This window comes from Acidimangrovimonas pyrenivorans, assembly GCF_042643245.1.
In the GTDB taxonomy this organism is placed as follows: domain Bacteria; phylum Pseudomonadota; class Alphaproteobacteria; order Rhodobacterales; family Rhodobacteraceae; genus Acidimangrovimonas; species Acidimangrovimonas pyrenivorans.
Genome location: NZ_JBHRSK010000003.1, coordinates 139,301 through 160,596 on the forward strand (window position 1 = coordinate 139,301; position 21,296 = coordinate 160,596).

Annotated in this window: 21 protein-coding genes and 1 tRNA gene; 16 read left to right on the forward strand and 6 right to left on the reverse strand. The window is 69.8% G+C overall.

Annotation, left to right across the window (positions count from 1 at the left end; genetic code table 11):
- Positions 1-44 precede the first annotated feature (44 nt).
- Both ACFOES_RS02880 and ACFOES_RS02885 read right to left on the reverse strand, forming a co-directional pair.
- The gene (locus ACFOES_RS02880; protein WP_377831657.1) at positions 45-1,328 is read right to left on the reverse strand and encodes an acetylornithine deacetylase/succinyl-diaminopimelate desuccinylase family protein; all 1,284 of its coding nucleotides are present in this window, start codon (positions 1,326-1,328) and stop codon (positions 45-47) included.
- 111 nt (positions 1,329-1,439) lie between these two features.
- Positions 1,440-2,360, reverse strand: a complete 921-nt coding sequence (locus tag ACFOES_RS02885) for a DMT family transporter (RefSeq protein WP_377831658.1) — start codon at positions 2,358-2,360, stop codon at positions 1,440-1,442.
- Positions 2,361-2,459: 99 nt separating this feature from the next.
- Here ACFOES_RS02885 and ACFOES_RS02890 point away from each other — a divergent pair, with 99 nt between their 5' ends.
- Positions 2,460-3,326, forward strand: a complete 867-nt coding sequence (locus tag ACFOES_RS02890; protein ID WP_377831659.1) for a LysR family transcriptional regulator — start codon at positions 2,460-2,462, stop codon at positions 3,324-3,326.
- A 12-nt stretch (positions 3,327-3,338) separates the two neighbouring features.
- Here the strand turns inward: ACFOES_RS02890 and ACFOES_RS02895 are convergent, their stop codons facing one another.
- On the reverse strand, positions 3,339-3,806 hold the full coding sequence (locus ACFOES_RS02895; protein WP_377831660.1) for an Lrp/AsnC family transcriptional regulator: 468 nt from the start codon (positions 3,804-3,806) through the stop codon (positions 3,339-3,341).
- Positions 3,807-3,962: 156 nt separating this feature from the next.
- Between ACFOES_RS02895 and ACFOES_RS02900 the strand changes: the two genes are divergently transcribed.
- From ACFOES_RS02900 to ACFOES_RS02910, 3 genes are all read left to right on the forward strand, one after another.
- On the forward strand, positions 3,963-4,601 hold the full coding sequence (locus ACFOES_RS02900) for a cysteine hydrolase family protein (protein WP_377831661.1): 639 nt from the start codon (positions 3,963-3,965) through the stop codon (positions 4,599-4,601).
- Positions 4,576-4,884 (forward strand): YciI family protein, encoded by a 309-nt coding sequence (locus ACFOES_RS02905; RefSeq protein WP_377831662.1) that lies wholly within the window; start codon positions 4,576-4,578, stop codon positions 4,882-4,884. Before ACFOES_RS02900 ends, ACFOES_RS02905 begins: the two co-directional genes overlap by 26 nt.
- A gap of 112 nt (positions 4,885-4,996) precedes the next feature.
- Positions 4,997-5,419 (forward strand): DUF2306 domain-containing protein, encoded by a 423-nt coding sequence (locus ACFOES_RS02910; protein WP_377831664.1) that lies wholly within the window; start codon positions 4,997-4,999, stop codon positions 5,417-5,419.
- Positions 5,420-5,477: 58 nt separating this feature from the next.
- Here ACFOES_RS02910 and ACFOES_RS02915 read toward each other — a convergent pair whose 3' ends face one another.
- The gene (locus ACFOES_RS02915) at positions 5,478-6,425 is read right to left on the reverse strand and encodes a LysR family transcriptional regulator (RefSeq protein ID WP_377831665.1); all 948 of its coding nucleotides are present in this window, start codon (positions 6,423-6,425) and stop codon (positions 5,478-5,480) included.
- 112 nt (positions 6,426-6,537) lie between these two features.
- Between ACFOES_RS02915 and ACFOES_RS02920 the strand changes: the two genes are divergently transcribed.
- Genes ACFOES_RS02920 through ACFOES_RS02975 form a run of 12 tightly spaced genes read left to right on the forward strand, consistent with a single transcriptional unit; the run spans position 6,538 to position 20,162 of the window.
- Positions 6,538-8,016 carry an aldehyde dehydrogenase gene (locus ACFOES_RS02920; RefSeq protein WP_377831666.1) on the forward strand — a complete coding sequence of 493 codons (1,479 nt, stop codon included), beginning with the start codon at positions 6,538-6,540 and terminating at the stop codon, positions 8,014-8,016.
- Positions 8,017-8,019: 3 nt separating this feature from the next.
- The gene (locus tag ACFOES_RS02925) at positions 8,020-8,853 is read left to right on the forward strand and encodes a citryl-CoA lyase (protein WP_377831667.1); all 834 of its coding nucleotides are present in this window, start codon (positions 8,020-8,022) and stop codon (positions 8,851-8,853) included.
- On the forward strand, positions 8,850-10,031 hold the full coding sequence (locus tag ACFOES_RS02930) for a CaiB/BaiF CoA transferase family protein (RefSeq protein WP_377831668.1): 1,182 nt from the start codon (positions 8,850-8,852) through the stop codon (positions 10,029-10,031). The genes ACFOES_RS02925 and ACFOES_RS02930 overlap by 4 nt, the downstream gene beginning before the upstream one ends.
- Complete coding sequence (locus ACFOES_RS02935; RefSeq protein WP_377831669.1) at positions 10,028-11,482, forward strand: FAD-dependent oxidoreductase; 1,455 nt, start codon at positions 10,028-10,030, stop codon at positions 11,480-11,482. Before ACFOES_RS02930 ends, ACFOES_RS02935 begins: the two co-directional genes overlap by 4 nt.
- Before the next feature lie 24 nt (positions 11,483-11,506).
- Positions 11,507-11,794 (forward strand): muconolactone Delta-isomerase family protein, encoded by a 288-nt coding sequence (locus ACFOES_RS02940; protein WP_377831670.1) that lies wholly within the window; start codon positions 11,507-11,509, stop codon positions 11,792-11,794.
- Positions 11,795-11,849: 55 nt separating this feature from the next.
- Positions 11,850-13,094: a branched-chain amino acid ABC transporter substrate-binding protein gene (locus tag ACFOES_RS02945; protein WP_377831671.1), complete on the forward strand. Its 1,245-nt coding sequence runs from the start codon at positions 11,850-11,852 to the stop codon at positions 13,092-13,094.
- Positions 13,095-13,152: 58 nt separating this feature from the next.
- A complete protein-coding gene (locus tag ACFOES_RS02950) occupies positions 13,153-14,088 on the forward strand; it encodes a branched-chain amino acid ABC transporter permease (protein WP_377831672.1) in 936 nt (311 codons plus the stop codon).
- Positions 14,085-15,293 (forward strand): branched-chain amino acid ABC transporter permease, encoded by a 1,209-nt coding sequence (locus ACFOES_RS02955; RefSeq protein WP_377831673.1) that lies wholly within the window; start codon positions 14,085-14,087, stop codon positions 15,291-15,293. The genes ACFOES_RS02950 and ACFOES_RS02955 overlap by 4 nt, the downstream gene beginning before the upstream one ends.
- A gap of 4 nt (positions 15,294-15,297) precedes the next feature.
- Positions 15,298-16,071, forward strand: a complete 774-nt coding sequence (locus ACFOES_RS02960) for an ABC transporter ATP-binding protein (protein WP_377831674.1) — start codon at positions 15,298-15,300, stop codon at positions 16,069-16,071.
- Positions 16,065-16,760 carry an ABC transporter ATP-binding protein gene (locus ACFOES_RS02965; protein ID WP_377831675.1) on the forward strand — a complete coding sequence of 232 codons (696 nt, stop codon included), beginning with the start codon at positions 16,065-16,067 and terminating at the stop codon, positions 16,758-16,760. The genes ACFOES_RS02960 and ACFOES_RS02965 overlap by 7 nt, the downstream gene beginning before the upstream one ends.
- Entirely contained in the window at positions 16,757-19,435 is a 2,679-nt protein-coding gene (acnA, locus tag ACFOES_RS02970) for an aconitate hydratase (protein ID WP_377831676.1), read from the forward strand. The genes ACFOES_RS02965 and acnA overlap by 4 nt, the downstream gene beginning before the upstream one ends.
- Positions 19,428-20,162 carry an IclR family transcriptional regulator gene (locus ACFOES_RS02975; protein WP_377831677.1) on the forward strand — a complete coding sequence of 245 codons (735 nt, stop codon included), beginning with the start codon at positions 19,428-19,430 and terminating at the stop codon, positions 20,160-20,162. The genes acnA and ACFOES_RS02975 overlap by 8 nt, the downstream gene beginning before the upstream one ends.
- Positions 20,163-20,467: 305 nt before the next feature.
- Here ACFOES_RS02975 and ACFOES_RS02980 read toward each other — a convergent pair.
- Positions 20,468-20,544: transfer RNA gene (locus ACFOES_RS02980), tRNA-Arg, on the reverse strand.
- Between the two features lie 74 nt (positions 20,545-20,618).
- Positions 20,619-21,290, reverse strand: a complete 672-nt coding sequence (locus tag ACFOES_RS02985; protein WP_377831678.1) for a hypothetical protein — start codon at positions 21,288-21,290, stop codon at positions 20,619-20,621.
- Positions 21,291-21,296: the final 6 nt, after the last annotated feature.

A 21,296-nucleotide genomic window follows, 5' to 3' on the forward strand; every position in this document is an offset into this window, starting at 1 on the left:
CGGCGCCCGGCGTGCCGCCGGGCGAAACGGCGGTTCCGAGTGCCCTATTCCGGCAGCAACAACTCGGCCAGCGTCAGCGCCATCACCCGCGCCGAATCCATCATGTCCTCGATCCCGATCCACTCGTCGGGCTGATGCGCCAGGTCGAGGATGCCGGGCCCGTAGGCGATGCAGTTCTTCAGCCGCCCGATCCGGTCGATATGCTTCTGGTCGTAGGTCCCGGGCGAGACGACATAGCCGGCCTCGCGCGACAGCACCTTTTCGATGGCCGAGGCGACCGAGCGCACCACCGGCGCCTCGCGGTCGGTCATCGACGGGATTACCTCGAACAGGTCGCGGATCTCGTAGTCGAAGCTCGGCCGCTCCGCCTTGACCTTCTCCAAGAGCGCCGAGACCTCGCGCTTCACCTCGGCCAGGTCCTCCTCGATCAGGAAGCGGCGGTCGAGGACGATGCGGCAGCGGTCGGCGACGCAGGGGGCCGGCAGCCCGGTATAGCCTTCGTCCTGCTCGGCCTCGCCGCCATGGATCGAGTTGATGTTCAGCGTCGACTGCTTCGCCCCTTCCGGGATCACCGGCATCTCGGTGCGCTTGGTGGCGAGCAGGGGATAGAGGGTTTCCTCGATCTCGTTCAGCACCGCGCCCATGTGGCGGATGGCGCTGTCGCCGAGGAAGGGCATCGAGCCGTGGGCGATGCGGCCCTTGGTCTCGATCTCGGCCCACCAGACGCCGCGATGGCCGAGGCAGATGCGGTCCTTGTGCAGCGGTTCGGGGATGATGACGTGCTGGACCCGATCCGGGCTGAAATACCCCTTCTCGGCCAGGTAGGCGACGCCGCCGAAGCCGCCCGATTCCTCGTCCGCCGTGGCGCTGATCTCGATCGCGCCGGCGAAATCGGGATGGGCGGCGATGAAGGCCTCGGCGGCGATGATGGAGGCCGCGATGCCGCCTTTCATGTCGCAGGAGCCGCGGCCGTAGATGCGGCCGTCCTTCACCTCGGCCCCGAAGGGGTCGACCGTCCAGCCGTGCCCGACTTCGACCACGTCGTGATGGCCGTTGAAATGGACGCAGTCGCCCGGCCGCGTGCCCTCGCGCCGGGCGACGATGTTCCAGCGCGGATGGGCGTTGCTGTCGGCCAGCGCGCCCTCGGCCCGGACCCTCTCGACGCTGAAACCGGCGGCGGTGAGATAGCCGTCGAGGTAGTCGCAGATCTCGCGGTAGTTGCGCCCCGGCGGGTTGAGCGTCGGGATCCGGATCAGGTCCTGCGTCAGCGCGATCAGCGCGTCGCGGCGGGCATCGATTTCCTGGGCAAGGCGGCTGTCGCTGGGCATGGCCGCAGCCTAGGCGCGGAGCGGCGTTGCCGCAAGCGGGATGCCGGCAGGGCACAAGCGCGCGGCGCCCCGGGACCGGGGCGCCACGGCCTTCCATGGCGGGCGTTGGTCTCAGCCTTTGCTCGGCAGGGGCAGCCGACCGCTGGCCAGCAGCACGCCGAGGATCGCGACGACGACGCCGGCGACCTGCGACAGCCCCGGCATCCGGCCACAGGCGGCGGCGACGAAGAGGGCGGCGACCGGGACGAGGTTGAACAGCACCGAGGTCGCCCCGGGGCCCCGCACCGCGATGCCGAGCTGCCAGAAGATGTAGGACAGCACCGAGCCGACCAGCGCCATGTAGACCACGATCAGCTGCGCGGCGGGGCCGGAATGCAGCAGGTCGTGCACCGGGCTTTCCAGCGCGAAGGCGATCGCCACCAGGCCGATGGCTCCGAAGACCATCGTCCAGGCGGCGGTCTCGATCGCGGCGGCCTCGCGCACCCAGCTGCGGCAGCCGATGGTGTAGAGCGCCCAGCCGAGGCTGCCGATCAGGATCAGCAGGTCGCCCGGGGCGAAACGGGTGCCCGAGAAGGCGCCGACGGTCAGCGCGACGCCGAGCAGGCTGATGGCCATGCCGAGCAGGGCGACGGCTTTCGGCCGCTGCCAGTGCAGCAGCGCATCGAGCAGGTTGGTGGTCAAGGGCGTCGTGCCCATGATCAGCGCGGCGGTGACCGGGCTCGAGGTCTTCATGCCGAGGAACAGCGCCGCGTTGAACCCGGCGACCCCGGCGATGCCGAGCCCCACGAAGGCCGGCCAGTTGCGGCGCAGGACGCGCAGGTTCAGCCCGCGGCTGAGCCACAGCCAGACGAGGATGGCGACCGCGGCGATGGCGAAGCGGCCGGCGGCGGCGGTCCAGGGCGAGAGGTGTTCGAGCGCCACGCGGGTGGCCTCGAAATTCGTGCCCCAGAAGATCGCGGCCAGCGCGCTGAGGGTCAGCGCGCCGCCGTCGGACAGGGCCGGTTTGGCGGGCGGGAAGTCGATTGCGGACATGGGAACCTCATCCGATGGAAAGACCGGCCCTGTTTGCGCTTTCCGGTATCGCAAAAGTAGTGCAAATATCGGCGTATCATTTTTCGGAAACGGAAGATCATGGAGCGGCTGAACTGGGACGATACCCGCGTCTTTCTCGCGCTGGCGCGGGCGGGGACGCTGTCGGGGGCGGCGCAGGTGCTCGGCGGCGGGGCGGCGACGGTCTCGCGCCGGATCGACCGGCTGGAACGGGCGCTTGGCGTGCCGCTGTTCCTGCGCCATCAGAGCGGCTACCGGTTAACCGACCAGGGCGAGGCGCTGCTGCCACGCGCCGAGGCGGCGGAACAGGCGATGCAGGGGCTGCAGGCCGAGGCCGGGACCCAGGACGAGGTGACCGGCCTCGTCCGCCTTGCCAGTTTCGAGAGCCTCGTCGCGCCGGTGATCGTGCCGGCACTGGTGCCGCTGCTGGCCCGTCACCCGCGGCTGGACGTCGAGATCCTGTTCAACACCGCCACCGTCAACCTGCATCGCCGCGACGCCGATCTCGCGCTGCGCATGGTGCGGCCGGAGCAAGGCCATCTCGTGGTGCGGCAGGTGGGCATGCTGGGCATCGGCCTCTACGGCCCGCCGGGCGGGGGCCGGCCCGAGCGGTTCGTCACCTGGCCCGAGCAGGAGGCGGTGCAGATGCAGCTCGACTGGGCGCGCGCCTTCGGCGCGGGGCGGGCGCCGCGGCTGGCGGTCAATACGCTGGCGGGGCAGGTCGAGGCGGTGGCGCGCGGTGCGGGCGTCGCGGTTCTGCCCCATCTGCTGGCCCGTCCGGCCGGCTTGACGCTGCTGGCCGCGCGCCTGCCCGACGGCGCGGCGATGGCGCGGCCGATCTACCTTGCGATCCACGCCGACCTCGCGGCCTCGCGCCGGGTCCGCACGGTGGCCGACGCGCTGGTCGCGGCGATCGGCGAGAGGCGGGCGGAACTGGCCGAGCCCTGAAGCGCGGCCTAGTCAGCCGGCCCCCGGGCCGGTCCGCGACGGCTTGCCGAAGGCGGCGAGGACCGGGCGCGCCTCGGCCTCGATACGGTAGGGACTGGCCGCCAGCCGGTCGGTCAGCTCGGACAGGGCGGCTGCGTCGCGGGTGATGACCTCGATCGTCGCATCCTGTGGCCCGGCAATCGACCAGACCTGGCGCACCTCGGGCTGGCCCATGAGATAGTCGAGCGCGGGCGCGCAGGGCCGAACGCCGATCCGCGCCATCAGCAACGCGCGCTGGCCGTCCTCGTCACCCGGCATGTGGATGTCGGCGTGGTAGCCGCGGATCGCGCCGTTGTCTTCGAGCCGGGCGATACGGGCCTGCACCGCGGGGCGCGACAGGTGCACCCGGCGGGCGAGTTCGGTCATCGAGATCCGCGCATCCGCCGACAGGGCGGCGAGGATCTTGCGGTCCAGCGCATCGGGCAAGCCGTCTGGCTTCATGAGCGTCTCCAACTTCCGGCGATCCGCAGGCGAAGTCCGACGGACCGCAACTTCCGCGGGGGGCCGCGGGGGGCTATGACGCGCTCAGGAAAACGCCGAACCGGGGCGGCTTGCAAGCCGTGGCGTCCGGTCGGCCCGGCAAATGGAGACGCCAAGATGCATCGCTTCGATCCCGCGGCCCTCGCCGGCGCGCTGTTGTTGATCGACTTCCAATGCGGCTTCGACCATCCGCGCTGGGGCGCGCGCAACAACCCGGGCGCCGAGGCCAACGCGCTGCGCCTGCTGGCGGCCTTCCGCGCCGCCGGGGCGCCGGTGATCCATGTCCGCCATCTCAGCACGGAGGCGGATTCGCCCCTCGCCGGGGCCGGCGCCGCACTCAAGCGCGGGTTCGAACCGGCCCCGGGCGAGCCGCTGATCGAGAAGTCGGTCAATTCGGCCTTCATCGGCACCGACCTCGAGACCCGGCTGCGGCTGGGCGGGATCGACCGGCTGACCATCTGCGGACTGACGACGCCGCATTGCGTCTCGACCACCACGCGGATGGCGGCAAATCTCGGCTTCGCGGTGACGCTGGTCCACGATGCCTGCGCCGCCGTCGCCCGGAACGCCGATGCCGGCTTCGACGGCGGCCCGGACTTCAGCCCCGCAGAGATCCACCGCGCCGCGCTGTCTCATCTGCACGGCGAATTCGCCGAGGTCGTCGCGACCGATGCCGCGCTTCGGCGGATCGGCAGAGCGCGCCGCGCGCCCGAATCCGAAGGAGAAACCCATGTTCATCGTCTCGCTGACCTATGAGGCCGCCTTGGCCGAGATCGACGCGCATCTTGCAGAGCACCGCGCCTTCCTCGACCGCCATTTCGCCAGCGGCGCCTTCCTCGCCTCGGGTCCCAAGGAGCCGCGCACGGGTGGCGTGATCCTCGCGACGCTCGCCGACCGCGCGGCGCTTGAGGCGATCCTCGACGAGGACCCGTTCCGCCGGCTCGGGCTCGCCCGCTATGCCGTAGAGGCGTTCCGGCCCACCCGCTTCGCCGACGCGCTGCCGGAAGCCTGCCGCCAGCGCCTGGGCGCAGCCGACTGATCCGCGCCGCGGCCGCTCACATATCCGTGATGCGAGATCCGGCATCTTGGCGATCACACGCGCGCCTGCGCATGTGATCGCGGTTTCAAAACGTAGAATCGAACCCCTCGCCATGAATTTCGCCCCGCTCTTCGCCGCCCCGCCGGCGATCATCGTGCACGCCCTGGCGGCGATGACCGCCTTCGTGCTCGGAACCGTCCAGCTTGCAGCGCCGAAGGGCACGCTGCCGCACCGCACCATCGGCTGGATCTGGGTCCTGCTGATGGCAACGGTCGCGGCCTCGTCCTTCCTGATCCACACCATCTGCCAATTCGGCCCGTTCAGCGTGATCCACGGGCTGTCGCTGGTGACGCTGGCGGCGTTGCCGGTCGCGGTGCTGCACGCGCGCAATCACCGCGTCGGCCAGCACCGGCGGGTGATGGTGCTGCTGTTCCTCGGCGCGCTGGTCGTCGCCGGGCTCTTCACCCTCTCGCCCGGCCGTATCATGCACGACGTGGTGTTCGGCACCTCGACGACCCACGGCGCCTGCCGCTAGCGTCAGGCACGACGCCCCGGCCCGACGAGAAGGACCGCCGGTCCAGCCGGAGCCTGCGCTAGGTCACCGGGGCAGGTTCTGCCGACACGGAAACGGCCCGGTCGGGCGATTCGCCCGCGGAGGTCGCGAACAGCTTCTGCACGGCCCCGAGCAGGGGGCCGTGGTCATGGGCGCGCCACAGGGCGTGGAGCGTGACGCGCATTGGGAACCACGGCACCGGATAAAAATCGATCGCGGGGTCCCTGAGGCGTTCGGCGCTGAGTTGGAGGAAGGCACAGCCGCGACCCGCGGCGACGAGCCGGCGCACCAGGCTCTGGTCGGCGGCCTCGTGGCGGATGTCGGGAATGAAGCCGCATTCCGCGCAGCGCTCGAGGAAGCGATCGCGCAACACCGGACTCATCGCCTTGGGAAAGGCGATCCACGGCTGGCGATCAAGTTGTGCGGGTTCGATCGGCTGCTCCGGTGCGAATGTGCCCTTCGGTGCCGCCAGGACCAGGGGTTCGTCGGTGACGAGGCGGGTTTCCAGCCGCGCATTGCCCTCGGGCGGGAGCGAATAGGCGAAGCCGAGGTCGATCTCGTGCTGCTCGAGAGCCTCCCATTGCGCCTGCGACCGCATCGGCCGGAATTCGAGCTGGCGCGCCGCCGCGTCGTCCAGCGCCGTCAGCCCGTCGATGACCCGGCCGATGAGATCGGTGGTCACCGCACCCTCGACATAGCCGATTCGCAGCCGCCCGGTGGTGCCGCCGGCGATGTCGCGGGCGAAGGCGTCGAGCGCCCTGGCCGACGCCAGCAGGGCGTTGGCGCGCTTGAGAAAAGCCTGGCCCTCGCGGCTCAGCACCAGCCGCTTGTTCACCCGCTCGAAGAGCTGGAAGCCCAGGGTTTCCTCGAACTGGATGATCTGGCGGCTGAGCGGCGATTGCGAGACATGCAGCTCTTCCGCGGCCCGGGCGATGCTGCCGGTCTGGGCGACGGTGACGAAATAGCGAAGCAGGCGCAGATCGAGCATAAGACCTCGTGTGTCCGATAATGGATATATTAAGTCATTTTGTGACTTAATTGAAGCCTTTAGAAGCGGTCACGTTCTGACCGGCAGAACGCCATTCTGGAAACGTGACGCGATGCAACACTACCAACACCTGATCGACGGAAGCTGGATCGAGCCCGCCTCGGGCGCCTATTTCGACAGCGAGGAGCCGTTCTCGGGCAAGGCCTGGGCCCGCATCGGCCGCGGGACCGAGGCCGACGTCGACCGCGCGGTTCGCGCCGCCCATGCTGCCTTCACCTCGGGCCCCTGGTCGCGGATGACGGCGACCGAGCGCGGCGCGCGGTTGCGCGCCCTTGCCGACCTGCTGGAAGCGAATGCCGAGCGCATCGGGCTGATCGAACAGCGCGACAACGGCAAGCTGATCACCGAGGTGGCGGGCCAGGCCCGGGGCGCGGCGCAGTGGTTCCACTACTACGCCGGACTGGCCGACAAGGTGCAGGGCCAGGTCGTGCCGATGCCCAAGCCGGGCGTGCTCAACATGGTCAAGTACGAACCGCTCGGCGTCGTCGCCGCGATCACCCCCTGGAACTCGCCGCTGTCGCTGACGACCTGGAAGGTCGCGCCGGCCCTCGCCGCGGGCAACACGGTGGTGATCAAGCCCTCGGAATTCACCTCTGCCTCGATCCTCGAATTCGCCGCGCTGTGCGAGGCGGCGGGCATCCCGCCCGGCGTGGTCAACGTCGTCACCGGCTTCGGCGCCGAGGTCGGCGCGCCGCTGGTCGGCCACCCGCTGGTCGCCAAGGTCGCCTTCACCGGCGGCGACATCGCGGGCCAGAAGGTCTATGAGGCCGCTGCCGCAGACTTCAAGAAGGTCACGCTCGAACTGGGCGGCAAGTCGCCCAACATCGTCTTCGACGACGCCGATCTCGACCAGGCGGTGAAGGGGGCGATCGCCGGCATCTTCGGGGCGACGGGGCAGACCTGCATGGCTGGATCGCGCCTGCTGCTGCAGGACACGATCCACGACAGCTTCGTCGAGCGGCTGGTCGAGACCGTCGCCCGGGCCCGCATCGGAGATCCCTCCGATCCCGAGACCCAGATCGGGCCGATCGCCACCCGGCCGCAGTTCGAGAAGATCCTGTCCTATATCGAGATCGCAAAGGCCGAGGGCGCCCGGCTGGTCCATGGCGGCCATGCCCTGAGCGGCGAAGGCTACGGCCAGGGCCAGTTCGTCGCTCCCACCATCTTCACCGAGGTGACGAACGGCATGCGGATCGCCCAGGAAGAGGTCTTCGGCCCGGTGCTCTCGGTGCTCCGCTTCCACGACGAGGACGAGGCGGTCGCGATCGCCAATGACGTCAATTTCGGCCTCGCCGCCGGGATCTGGACCCGCGACCTCGAGCGGGCGCTGACGGTCTCGGACCGGGTCAAGGCGGGCACGGTCTGGGTCAACAACTACCGCGCGACCAGCTTCGCCACCCCCTTCGGCGGCTACAAGCGGTCGGGGATCGGCCGCGAGGGCGGCACCGAGGCGATCAAGGAATACCTGCAGCCGAAGAGCATCTGGATCACCCCCCGCCCGAACCGGGCCAATCCCTTCGTGCTGGGCTGAGCCATGACCGATCCCGCGACAGACCCGCTCGCCGATGCCCGTGCCTGGTGGCGCACCGCGATCATCGACATGGAGCCCGACCATATCCGCCTGCGCGGCTACCCGATCGAGCAGCTGATCGGCGCGGTCACCTTCCCGCAGATGATCTGGCTGATGACGCGGGGCGAGCTGCCCTCGCGGTCCCAGGCCGATCTGCTGCAGGCGGCGCTGGTCGCCTCGGTCGATCATGGCCCGCAGGCGCCCTCGATCGCCATCGCCCGGATGGCGATGACCTGCGGCATCGGCCTCAACAACGCGATGGCCTCGGCGGTCAACGTGCTGGGCGACGTGCATGGCGGCGCCGGGCAGCAGGCGATGGAGCTTTACGCCGCCGTGCTCGACATCGCCGATGGGGGCGCCATCGAAACGGCCGCCCAGGCCGAGGTCTCGGTCCGGCTGGCCCGCAAGCAGATCGTGCCCGGTTTCGGCCACCGCTTCCACCGGGTCGATCCCCGCGCGACGCGGCTGGCGCGGCTGATCGACGGCGCGGTTGCGGCGGGAACCGTCGACGGCCGCGCCCTGGCCGCCGCCCGCGCGGTGGAGGCGGCGCTGCGGGCGCGTAAGGGCAAGCCGGTGCCGATGAACATCGACGGCATCACCGCCGCGGTCTACGCCGAACTCGGCTTCTCGCCGCTGCAGGGCCGCGGCCTGTTCATCTTGTCGCGGGCGGTCGGGGTGATGGCCCATGCCTGCGAACAGGCAGGGCAGGGCGGCCGGATCAAGGGGCCGATGCCGGTTTCCGTTCCCTATGCCTACGACGGCCCGGCCGAGCGGCCCGTGCCGGGAGGGCAGTCATGAGCCTGCAACCTCTCGACGGGCTGACGGTGCTCGACTTTGGCCACACCGTCATGGGCCCCTGCGCCGGGATGATCCTGGCCGATCTGGGCGCAGAGGTCATCAAGGTCGAACCCGCGCCCGAGGGCGAGCCGACGCGTCGGCTCAAGGGCTTCGGCACCGGCTATTTCGGCTACTTCAACCGCAACAAGCGTTCGGTCGCGCTCGACCTCAAGACGCCCGAGGGGCTGGCCGCGGCCGAGGCGCTGGTGGCGCGCGCCGACGTGCTGATCGAGAATTTCGCCCCCGGCACAATGGACCGCCTCGGCCTGGGCGCCGGGCGGGCGAAAGAGATCAACCCGCAGCTCGTCTACGCCAGCCTCAAGGGCTTCATGCCAGGCCCCTACGAGAACCGGCTGGCGCTGGACGAGGTCGTGCAGATGATGACCGGTCTGGCCTACATGACCGGACCGACCGGCCAGCCGCTGCGCGCCGGCAGCTCGGTGATCGACATCGTCGGCGGCATGTTCGCGGTGATCGGCATCCTCGTCGCCCTGCGCGACCGCGATGGCAGCGGGCGCGGCCGCCATGTCCAGTCGGCGCTGTTCGAGAGCAGCGTTTTCCTGATGGGGCAGCACCTGTGCTATGCCGCCCAGAGCGACAGGCCGCTGCCGCCGATGCCCGAGCGGGTCTCCGCCTGGGCGGTCTACGAGACCTTCACCCTGAAGGACGGGCGTCCGTTCTTCCTCGGCATCACCACCGACAGCCACTGGCGCCGGTTCTGCGAGGCGCTGGGGCGCGATGACCTGCTGGCCGATCCCGGCCTTGCCACCAACAACGACCGCATCGCCGCCCGCCCGCGGCTGATCCCGCTGGTGCAGGAGATCTTCGCCAGGCTCGGCCTCGACGAGGCGGTCGTGCTGTGCGAGGCGGCGCGGCTGCCCTTCGCCCCGGTGGCCCGGCCCGAGGACCTGTTCGACGACCCGCATCTGCAGGCGACCGGCGGGCTGCTGCCCACCACCTTGCCGAACGGCACCCGCACCCGGCTGCCCCGGCTGCCGCTGACCCTCGATGGAGAGGGGTTCGACCGCCTTGAGGACCCGCCGGCGGCAGGCGCCGACACCGCCGCGATCCTGCGCGCCTGCCGGGGCGCCGCCGCGGCCGAAGACACTGATCAATCCCTGGGAGGAACGACCCGATGACCGAGACCAAGATATCCGACCTGCTGATCGTCGGCTGCGGCGTTGCCGGGCTGTCCGCGGCCGTGACCGCGTTGCAGGCGGGGCTGTCCGTGACACTGCTCGAACGCGCCGATGCCGAGAACTTCGGCGGCAACTCGCGCTGGACCGAAGCCTATATGCGGATGAAGAACGACGCCGAGATCGCCGACGACTTCGAAGAGCATTTCGCCGAGAACGCGGGCTGGAACATCGACCACAACGTGCTCGACGCGCTGGGCCGCTCCTACGAGGACTGGCCGGCCAATGTCCGCGCCCATTCGCTGCCCGATCCCGAGGTGATCTCGACCTTCGCCGGGCAGGTGCCGGAGACGCTCGACTGGCTCAAGGGGCTCGGGCTCAGCTTCGGGCCGCAGCCGATCTACCTGCTGACCCAGAACACCAGCCGGATCGCCGCGATGGGCGGTGGCCTGGGCATCATCACCCGGCTGATGGAAGAGGCGCAGGCGCTGGGGGCCGAGGTCCTCTACCGCACCACGGCGACCGATCTGTTGCGCGGCCCCGACGGCACCGTCTGCGGCGTGCAGGCGAACGGCCCGGAGGGCACCGTGCGCGACATCCCGGCCAAGGCGGTGGTGCTGGCCAGCGGCGGCTACCAGGGCAATCCCGAGATGATGACCCGCTACATCGGCCCCAAGGCGCGCCACATCCGGCCGGTCGCGCCCGGCGGCTACTACAACCGCGGCGAGGGCATCCGCATGGCGCTCGACCACGGCGCGGCGCCGGCCGGCGAATTCGGCTCGTATCACGCCGAGCCGGTCGATCCGCGCTCGCGCCAGCCCGAGGCGGTGGTGTTCATCTATCCCTACGGCATCCTGGTCAACCGCGACGGCAGGCGCTTCGCCGACGAGGCGCCGGGCACGGTGGATGCGCATTACGACAATATCGGCCGCTCCTTCGCCGATCAGCCCGACGGCATCGCCTGGGTGATCTTCGACGCGCAGGTCGAGGACATCCCGCGCTGGAAGACGGCGATCCGCTCGGACGTTCCGCCGGTCGAGGCCGCCAGCATCGAGGCGCTGGCCGCGGCGATCGGTCTCGACCCGGCGGCACTGGCCGGCACCGTCGACGACTTCAACGCCGCCTGCCCCGGGGACGACGGCGGTTTCGATCCCTTCGCGCTCGATCACCGCCGGGCGGCACTGACCCCGCCCAAGAGCCATTGGTCGCGGCCCATCGTCAAGGCGCCGTTCCGGGCCTACCCGATCATCTCGTCCAACTGCTTCACCTTCGGCGGGCTCAAGACCGACCCGTCCGCCCGGGTGATCGACGTCGACGGCAAGATCGTCCCCGGCCTCTACGCCGCCGGCGAGACCCAGGGGATCTACCACCGGGTCTACACCGGCTCGACCTCGGTGCTGCGCGGGCTGGTCTTCGGCCGCCAGGCCGGGCGCCATGCCGCCGGCCTCAACTGAAGCCGCCAATCACAGGAGCATCCGATGCAGTTCCTCGTCGTTTCCCGCCGCCGCACCGAGAGGTTCAGCGAGGCCGAGATCGCCCCCAAGCTCGAACCCGAGGCGCAGATGGCGCGCGCGCTCTATCTCGAGGGCTTCATCCGCCAGATCTGGCATCGCGACGACGCGCCCGGCGCGGTGCTGCTGATCGAGGCGGCCGACCGCGCGGCGCTCGACGCCGGGCTGGCGCGGCTGCCGATGTACCAGGCCGGAATGCTGGAAGCGGTGCAGATCGTGCCGCTCGCCCCCTATCGCGGCTTCGGGCCGCGCTAGGCGGTCCGGGGCCGGCGAAATTCCGCACGAAAACAACACCAAGGGAGGACTTGAAATGAAATTGCGTACAGGATTTGTCGGATTCGCGGTCGCCGCGGCGCTGGCCATGGCCTTGCCGGCCCGGGCGGACGTCCGCATCGCCCAGCTCGACGGGTTGTCGGGCGCTTTCGGCAATGTCGGCGAGCAGCAGCGCGCCAGCCTGCAGGCCTCGATCGACGCGGTGAACGCCGCCGGCGGGGTCAAGGGCGAGAAGCTCCGGCTCGTCTCGATCGACGGCAAGGGCAATCCGCAGGAAACGCTCAAGGCCTTCCGCGAGGCGGTCGATCAGGGCATCCGCATCGTCACCCAGGGCAACTCGTCCTCGGTCGCGGCCGCGCTGGTGAAGGCGGTCGACAAGTACAACCGCCGCCACCCGGACGATCCGGTGCTCTATCTCGACCATTCCGCGCTGGACAACGATCTGACCGGCAAGGATTGCAGCTTCTGGCACTTCCGCTTCGACGCCAGCGTCGCGATGAAGACCCGCGCGGTGATGAAGAAGCTGGTCCCCGACCAGAGCGTCCACAAGATCTACCTGATCAACCAGAACTACGCGCTGGGGCAGCAGGCCTCGGAGGACGCCAAGGCCGAACTCGCCAAGCTGCGGCCCGACGTCAAGGTGGTCGGCGACGAGCTGCACCCGGTCGGGCAGGTGAAGGATTTCGCGCCTTACGTTTCGAAAATCGCCGAAAGCGGGGCCGATACCGTCTTCACCGCCAACTGGGGCAACGACCTGTCGCTCTTGGTCAAGGCGATCAAGGATGCCGGGCTGAAGCTGCATATCTACACCTTCTACGGCTCGGGCTACGGCGCACCGGCGGCGATGGGACCGGCGGCGATCGGTCGGATCTATGTTGCCAGCGAGTGGAACCAGAACATCCAGCCCGATCCGATCGAGGGCTTCATGGATGTCTACCAGCGGAAGACCGGACACGACTGGCTGTTCCAGCGCATCCGGACGATGGTCTTCCTGCTCGATGCCGCGATGGAGAAGGCCGGCACCAGGGACGTGAAGGCCATCGCCTATGCGATGGAAGGCCTGCAGGTCGACGCCGGCACCGGCCCGGCCTGGGCGCGCAAGTCCGATCACCAGATGTTGCAACGCCTCTACATCTCGCGCGCGGTCAAGACGGCGGCGGCGGGCGGCCCGGCCGACGCCAAATACGACGCCGAGCATTCCGGCACCGCCTTCGTCACCGACATGGTGCTCGAGCCGCAGCAGACCGCGGTCGAGACGTCCTGCCGGATGAAACGCCCCTGAGCGGACAACATGCCGGGGGGCGGGCTGGTCCTGCCCCCGGCCTCGCAGGGAGGGAGAGATGGATTACTTCGCGATCAGCCTGCTGCACGGGCTGTCCTACGGGCTGCTGCTGTTCATGCTGACGAGCGGCCTGACGCTGGTCTTCAGCCTGATGGGCGTGCTCAACTTCGCCCATGCCAGCTTCTACATGCTGGGCGCCTACCTGGCCTACACGCTGATGCCCCATCTGGGCTTCGTCCCGGCGCTGATCGTCGCGCCGCTGCTGGTCGCGGGGCTGGGTATGGCGGTCGAGCGGTTCCTGCTGCGCCGGGCGCATCGCCACGGCCATGTCGCCGAACTGCTGCTGACCTTCGGGCTGGCGCTGCTGATCGAGGAGGGGGTCAAGCTGATCTGGGGCACCGCCTCGGTCTCCTACCAGTTCCCCGCCGCGCTCAGCGTCCCGTTGCTCCGCGTCGGCGGCACCGGCTTCCCGGTCTACAAGGCGCTGATCGCGGCGATCTCGCTGGGCATCGTCCTCGGGCTGCACCTGCTGGTGCGCCGTACCCGCGTCGGCCTGGTGATCCGTGCGGCGCTGCGCAATCCCGGCATGGTCGAGGCGCTGGGCCACAACGTGCCGCGGGTCTTCATGCTGGTCTTCGGCCTCGGCGCCGGGCTGGCGGGACTGGCCGGCGTGCTGGGCGGCGCGGCCTTCGTCACCGAGCCGGGCATGGCCAATGCCGTCGGCACCATCGTCTTCGTCGTCTGCGTGCTGGGCGGCATGGGCTCTCTGCCCGGCGCCTTCCTCGCCAGCCTGCTGATCGCACTGATCCAGACCTTCGCAGTGGGCATCGACGTCTCGCTGGCCGACGGCTTTCGCGCGCTCGGTGTCTCGCTTCCCGATCTGCCGCTGGCCGGGATGACCCTGTCGCAGATGGCGCCGTTCCTGCCGTTCCTGCTGATGGTCCTCGTTCTCGCCCTGCGTCCCGCCGGCCTGCTTGGAAAGGCTTCCCAATGACCTCCGCGCTCCGCTGGAACATCGTGGCCGCCGCGATCGGCGCCCTGCTGCTGATCGCGCCCTTCGTGCCGGGCGGCGACGCGACGGTGAACCTCGCCTGCATGATGGCGACGATGGTGGTCGCCACGCTGTCCTACAACATCCTGCTGGGCCAGACCGGGCTGCTGTCCTTCGGCCACGCCCTCTATGTCGGGCTGGGCGGCTTCGCCGTCGCCAACCTTGCCAACATGGCCGAGGCCGGCGGCTGGAGCTGGTTCTCGATCGCCTACGCCCCGCTTGCCGGCGGTCTGCTCTCGCTTGCCGTCGCCGCGGTGCTCGGGCTGCTCAACACCCGCCGCACCGGCGTCGTCTTCGCCATGATCACCCTGGGCTTCGCCGAGATGGTCCATGCCTATGCGCTCACCCGCGACGGCTTCTTCGGCGGCGATGCCGGCGTCTCCTTCGACCGGACCTCGGGCGGCCGCTTCCTCGGGTTCGACTTCGGCCCCCAGGTCGAGGTCTACGGGCTGATCGCGGTCTGGCTGGTCCTCGTCCTGGTCCTGGTCGCGGGCTTCCGCGCTTCCGTGCTGGGCGACCTGTGCCGGGCGGTGCGCGACAATGACGAGCGGGTCGAATTCCTCGGGCTGAGCGCGCAGGGCATCCGCTATCGCGCCTTCTGCCTCTCGGCCTTCGTCGCCGGGATCGCCGGGGCGCTGATCGCGATCAATTTCGAGCTCGTCTCGGCCCAGATCCTGTCGCTCGACCAGTCGAGCGCCATCCTCGTCGCCACCTATATCGGCGGCGTCGGCTCGCTGGCCGGCAGCGTGGTCGGGGCGCTGGTCTACGTGATCTTCTATTCCGTCGTCTCGTCGCTGACCGACGCCTGGCCCTTCCACCTTGGCGTGATCTTCGTCGCCACCGTGCTCTTCGCGCCGGGCGGGCTGTCGGGCTTGGCGGCGGCGCTGCCGCAGCGGCTGCGCCAGCGCCGCGAGGCGATCGGCCTGGCGCGGCTGGCGCTGGAGGCGGCCGCCGTGCTGTCGGCCGCGGCGCTTTATGTCGTGCTGGTCGAAGAGGCCTATGCCGTTGCCCGTGGCGCGGCCGGGACTCTGAGCGGCCCGCGCGGCTGGGGGCTTCTGCTCCTGCTCGCCGTCCTCGCCGCCGCGCCCTTCTTGCCCTTGTGCCGGAAGCCGTCGGCGGCCTGCTCCCGTGAAGCCCTGGAAAGGTGAGGCCATGACCCCCGCGCTGCAACTGACCGACCTGTGCAAGTCCTTCGGTCCGACCCGCATCTTCGACGGCGTCAGCCTGAGTGTCGCCCCCGGCGAGCGCCACGCCGTCATCGGCCCCAACGGGGCGGGCAAGTCGACGCTGTTCCACCTGATCAGCGGCCGGCTTTCCCCAAGCTCGGGGTCGATCCGGCTTTTCGGGCGAGACGTCGCCGGGGCGCCCCCGGCGCGCATCTTCGCCTCCGGGCTGGCGCGCAACTTCCAGATCAACAGCCTGTTCGCCACCTTGTCGGCGCGCGAGAACCTGCGCTGCGCCGCGCTGATCGAGACCGGCCACCACCGCGCGCTGTGGCGTCGGGCGGCGGGGATCCGCGACCTGGCCGACAAGGTGACCGAGATGCTCGACAGGATCGGCCTCGGCCGTCGCGGCGATATCCCCTGCGACCAGCTCAGCTATTCCGAGCAGCGCGCGATCGAGATCGGCATGGCGGCGATCTCGGGGCGGCAGGTGGTGCTGCTCGACGAACCCACCGCCGGCATGAACCATGCCGAGACCGATCGTTTCATCGACCTGATCCGGGGCCTGACCGAAGGCCGGACGCTGATGGTGGTCGAGCATGACATGGGCGTCGTCTTCTCTCTGGCCGACCGCATCACGGTGCTGGCCGCCGGGAAGGTCGTCGCCAGCGGCGCGCCCGACGAGATCCGCGGAAACAACGAGGTGCGCGAGGCCTATCTCGGGCAGCACGCACCGGCCGGGAAGGAGGGCGCGGAATGCTGACGATCCGCGACGTGGAAGCGTTCTACGGCAAGAGCCAGGTCCTGCGCGGGGTCTCGCTCTCGGTGGCTGGCGGCGAGATCGTCGCGTTGCTCGGGCGCAACGGCTCGGGCCGCTCGACCCTGGCCAAGGCGATCGTCGGGCTGGTCGAGCGGCGCGGCTCGATCCATCTGGGCGCAGAGGAACTGATCGGCGAGAAGACCTTTCGCATCGCCCAGCTCGGCGTCGGCTATGTGCCCGAGAACCGCGACGTCTTTCCGGAGCTGACGGTCGAGGAAAACCTGCGCCTTGGCGAATCCGCGCGCGCGGCAAAGGTCTGCTGGCGCCACGAGGACATCTTCGCGCTGTTCCCGCGGCTGAAGGAGCGGCTGAAGGTGCCGGCCGGCGTGCTGTCGGGCGGCGAACAGCAGATGCTGACGCTGGCCCGCGCCCTGCTCGGCAATCCCGACGTTCTGGTGATCGACGAGCCGACCGAGGGGCTGGCGCCCAAGGTGATCGAACTGCTGGCCGAGTTCTTCCACGCCGTGCGGGCGCGGGGCGTCGCCATGCTGCTGATCGAGCAGAAGATGTCGCTGGCGCTCGACGTCGCCACCCGCGTCGCGGTGATGGGGCATGGCCGGATCGTCTTCGAGGGCAGCCCGCGGGAGCTGACCGAGAGCTCTGACATCACACGGGAATGGCTCGAGGTATGACGGATTTTCCCTATATCCGCAGCGATGCCGACGGGGACCGCTACGTTGACGTCGCGGCGCTGTTCGCGGCCCATGGGCAGGATGCGGGGCAGGTGCCCCGGACGATCCGCCTGCTTGCCGAAGCCGCCGCACGGGCCTGCGCCGAAGGACGGCTGTCGGCGGCCGAGCTGGCGACGGCGGTCGGCTGGACCCCGCAGGCCGCCGGCACGGGGCAGGAGCTGCGCTTTCCGGTGGGCCGGGTCGTGCTTCAGGATGCGTCCGGCCTGCCGCTGCTGACCGACCTGGCCGCGCTGCGCGATGCCGTCCGGCGGGCAGGGGGCGACGCTGCGCAGGTGAACCCCGCCGTGCCCGTGACCATGGTGATCGACCACTCGGTGACCATCGAGCAGAACCGCGGCCCCGGCGCCTTCGCCCACAATCTGAAGCGCGAGGCGGAGGTCAATGCCGAACGCTACCAATTCGCCCGTTGGGCGGCGGCGGCCTTCGACAACCTGTCCATCGTGCCTCCGGGGAACGGCATCATTCACCAGATCCACATGGAGACCCTGGTCGAGGTGGTCAGCCGCCGCGATGGCTGGCGCTTCAGCGATCTGGTGATCGGCACGGATTCCCATACCACCATGATCGGCGGGCTCGGCGTCCTCGGCTGGGGCACGGGCGGGATCGAGGCCGAAGAGGCGGTGCTGGGGGGCTTGCTGTCGCTGCCTGCGCCCGAGCTCGTCGAGGTCGAACTCTGCGGCAAGCTGCCGCCGGGGGTCAGCGCGACCGATGCCGCCCTGACGCTGACGCAGTGGCTGCGGCGCCAGGGCGTTGTCGGGGCGCTGCTCGAATTCCACGGTCCGGGCGTTGCCGCGCTCGGCATTGCCGACCGGGCGACCATCGCCAACATGGCGCCGGAATACGGGGCGACCTCGGCGCTGTTCCCGCTCGACGCGGAGGTCCTGACCTATCTCGAGCGGAACGGCGCCCCCCGGGAACACCTGCAGACCATTCGCGCGCATCTCCTGACCGACGTGCAGCCCGGCGAAGGGGTGGCCTACAACCGGCGCCTGCACTTCGACCTGGACCTTGTCATCCCGTCGGTGGCCGGACCCTCGCGCCCGGATCAGCGGCTGCCGCTCGCCGCCTTGCCCTCCGTGATCGAGGGGCCGGGTTCGCCCGCCGCCTTGCCGACCGCTTCGGACGAAGGCTTGCGTGCCGGCGATATCGTCATCGCCGCGATCACCTCGTGCACCAACACCGCCAATCCCGACGCCATGATCACCGCCGCTCTGGTGGCGCGAAACGCGCTGCGGCGCGGGATGAAGGTTCCGGCCCATGTCCGGACCTCGCTGGCGCCGGGGTCGCGCCGGGTGGCCGAATACCTCGGCCAGCTCGATCTGCTCGCCCCGCTGGAGGCGCTGGGCTTTGCCGTCTCGGCCTTCGGCTGTGCCACCTGCGTCGGAAATTCGGGCCCGCTCGCCCCGCAGATCAGCCGCCAGATCTCCGGGCGCGGTCTGAATGTCGCCGCGGTCCTGTCGGGGAATCGCAACTTCGAGGCACGGATTCACCCGCTGGTGCGCTCGAATATCCTGATGAGCCCGGCGCTGGTCGTCGCTTTTGCCCTTTGCGGGACCCTGTGCCGGGACCTGACACGGGACCCCGTCGGCACGGATGCCGCAGGCCATCCTGTGCTGCTCTCCGATCTCTGGCCCGACGAGGCGGAGGTCAGGGCCCTGCTCGGCAGGATCGGTTCCGGGCCGGCCCATTTCGTCACCCCGGAAAGCTGGACGGAACAGGCCGGGCCCGTCGGCCCGTTCTGGCCGTGGCAACCCGGCTCGACCCATTTCATCGAGCCGCCCTTCTTCGCGCCGGGCTTCTCGGCCCAGGTCCGGGAACTGGCCGGGGCGCGGCCGCTTCTGGTTCTCGGCGACGGGGTTACGACCGATCACATCAGCCCGGTCGGGCCGATCGCGAGCGAAAGCGAGACCGGCCGGTACCTCGCGGCCAAGGGCGTGGCAACGGGGAGGCTGGGCACCTATGCCGGTCGTCGCGGCAACCACGAGGCGATGCTGCGCGGCACCTTCGCCAATGCGCGGCTGCGCAACCTGCTGGCCGACGGGCGGGACGGGCCGTGGACCAGGCATATGACGAGTGGCGAGATCGTTCCGGTCACGTCGGCAGCCGCGCGCTATCGCCGCGACGGGGTGGCGGCGGTCATTCTCGCCGGGGACGGCTACGGCATGGGCAGTGCCCGCGACTGGGCGGCGAAGGGGACCCGGCTGCTCGGGGTGCGCGCCGTCGTCGCCCGAAGTTTCGAGCGCATTCATCGAACCAACCTGATCCGTGTCGGCGTCGTGCCGCTGCGTCCCGTAACGGGCGGGCTCGAAGGGATCGACCTGACGGGAGAGATCGAGATCTCGAGCACCGGCCTGACACCTCTGCACCAGCCGGGGCAAGCGGTCACGCTGACGATCACCTCGGCCGCGGGCACGGCCACGCTGGACTGCGTCTTGGAGGCCCGGACGGAAACCGAGCTGGACCTGCTGCGTGCCGGGGGCCTGTTCGAACGCGTGCGCCGCGATTTCCTGGCCAATGCCGCGGGGCCGGAGCAGGATGTCCCTGAAAGCGCCGGCATGCCGCCGGGCCGGGCGGCCGTCGCAGATCCCGAACGGAAGATCGTCCAGGATGGCTGACGCGACTCCGGATAGCTCCGACGACCAACCCACGGGGGTCGCGGCCGTCGACCGGGCCTTGTCGATCCTGCTGTGCTTCGACCAGGAGCGCGAGCCCCTCTCCCTGGTGGAGTTGAACCGCCGCACGGGTCTCTACAAGAGCACGATCCTGCGCCTGCTGGTCTCTTTGGAGCGGGCGGGGCTGGTGGAGCGTCTGGACAGCGGCAACTACACCCTGGGCTGGTCGATCGGGCGCCTGGGGGCGAGCTATCGCCAGGCCTTCGGCCTCGAAGCCCGGATCCGGCCCTTCCTCAGGGCGCTCCGGGAAGAGACGGGGGAAAGCGCCTCCTTCTACCGTCGCATCGGCGAGGCACGGGTCTGCCTTTTCCGCGAGGAATCGCGACAGATGGTGCGCGATCATGTCGAGGAGGGCGCGATCCTCCCGCTCGGGCTCGGGGCCGCAGGCCATGTCCTGACAGGGGGCGAGCGGCCCGGTGGCCAGGGCACGGGCCCCGCTCGCCCGGCCCTGCCCGCGATGTCGTTCGGCGAGCGCGATCCCGATGTGGCCGCCCTGGCCGTGCCGGTCTTCGGGGAAGGCAACGTGCTGCTCGGGGCCCTGACGGTGTCGGGGCCGATATCGCGCCTGACGCCCGACAGAGCGCGCGCGATCTCGGGGTTGCTGATCAGCAAGGGGAAGGTCCTCTCACGTCACCTGGGTGCGCCCCGGCCGCTCGGGACGCCCGAGTGACAGGCCTCCAACTGTCGGACGAAGGAAACGCATCTCGGGGAACGCCGCGTCGTTCGGGCCGGCCGGAGCGGCAAGGTGGTGGTGCCCAAGCCTATATCGCCGACCTGTTCGCCGCGGTGCCGGAGCCGATCGAGAAGCTCTGAGGCCTTTCGCGACGCCAGTGCCTGCGGTCAGCATTCCTGCGGCATCCGGGAGGATCTTGTGACGGAGGGTTTCCGGCTTGCCGCGACCACCCGGGAGTGGAGATGCGACAGAGACTCGAAAGCGCGCACTCTTCTGCCCCATTGGCAACGGCCGTCGAGAGATGGTGACCCCGGCAGGACTTGAACCTGCAACCTATCCCTTAGGAGGGGATTGCTCTATCCAGTTGAGCCACGGGGCCGCTGCGCCTCTTTTGCGGGGAAACCGCGCGTCGTTCAACCCGCTGGGACGGGCCGGGAGCGAAAAATGCGCGTTTCAATCGACCGGGACCCAATCGGCGGGCAATCCATGGGCCGGCCTTTCGGGAAAGCACCGGGCGAACGCCTCTCTCTGAATACGCGCCCTCCAGATCGGGCCGCCGACATGCCAGGCGGCCGGCTCGGCGCCGGAATCGGCGGTCAGCCGTTCGGGAATGTGCTGTTCCGCGTCCCAGGCCGCGATGACCTCAAGCGCCTGTATCTCGGGATCGCGGGCCTTTGTATCGTGGAGGGGGTGCTCCATGTCCCAGATGGTTACCGTCGTGGTGAACGGCGGCCATTGCACCACCCGGCGCGCGGTCGCCACCGCTTGGCTGATCGCGAATCGCCCCAGTTTCTTCCACCTGCCCGAGCGCAGCGCCCGTGCGATTGACGGGGGCGCGACAAAGACCAGGGACATGACCGGCGAGGACAGGACGGAGTTTGCATCCGCGATGGCGCGGTCGCGCCGCTGGAAGAAGGCGACAAGCCGGTGCGGATTGACCTGTCCGTAGTAGATCCAGCCGGGCTTGCCTGTGACGGCATAGAGCGTGCCGGCAGTCAGGTCTGCCCTTGCGTTGGGTTCCGGGGCGAAAATCGGCATTCGCACTGGGCTCTCGGCCGCACGTCCCGCCACGATCATGGCTTGAAGGGGCAAGGGAACCAGCCGTTTCGGCTTTCTGGCGTCCATGCCGGG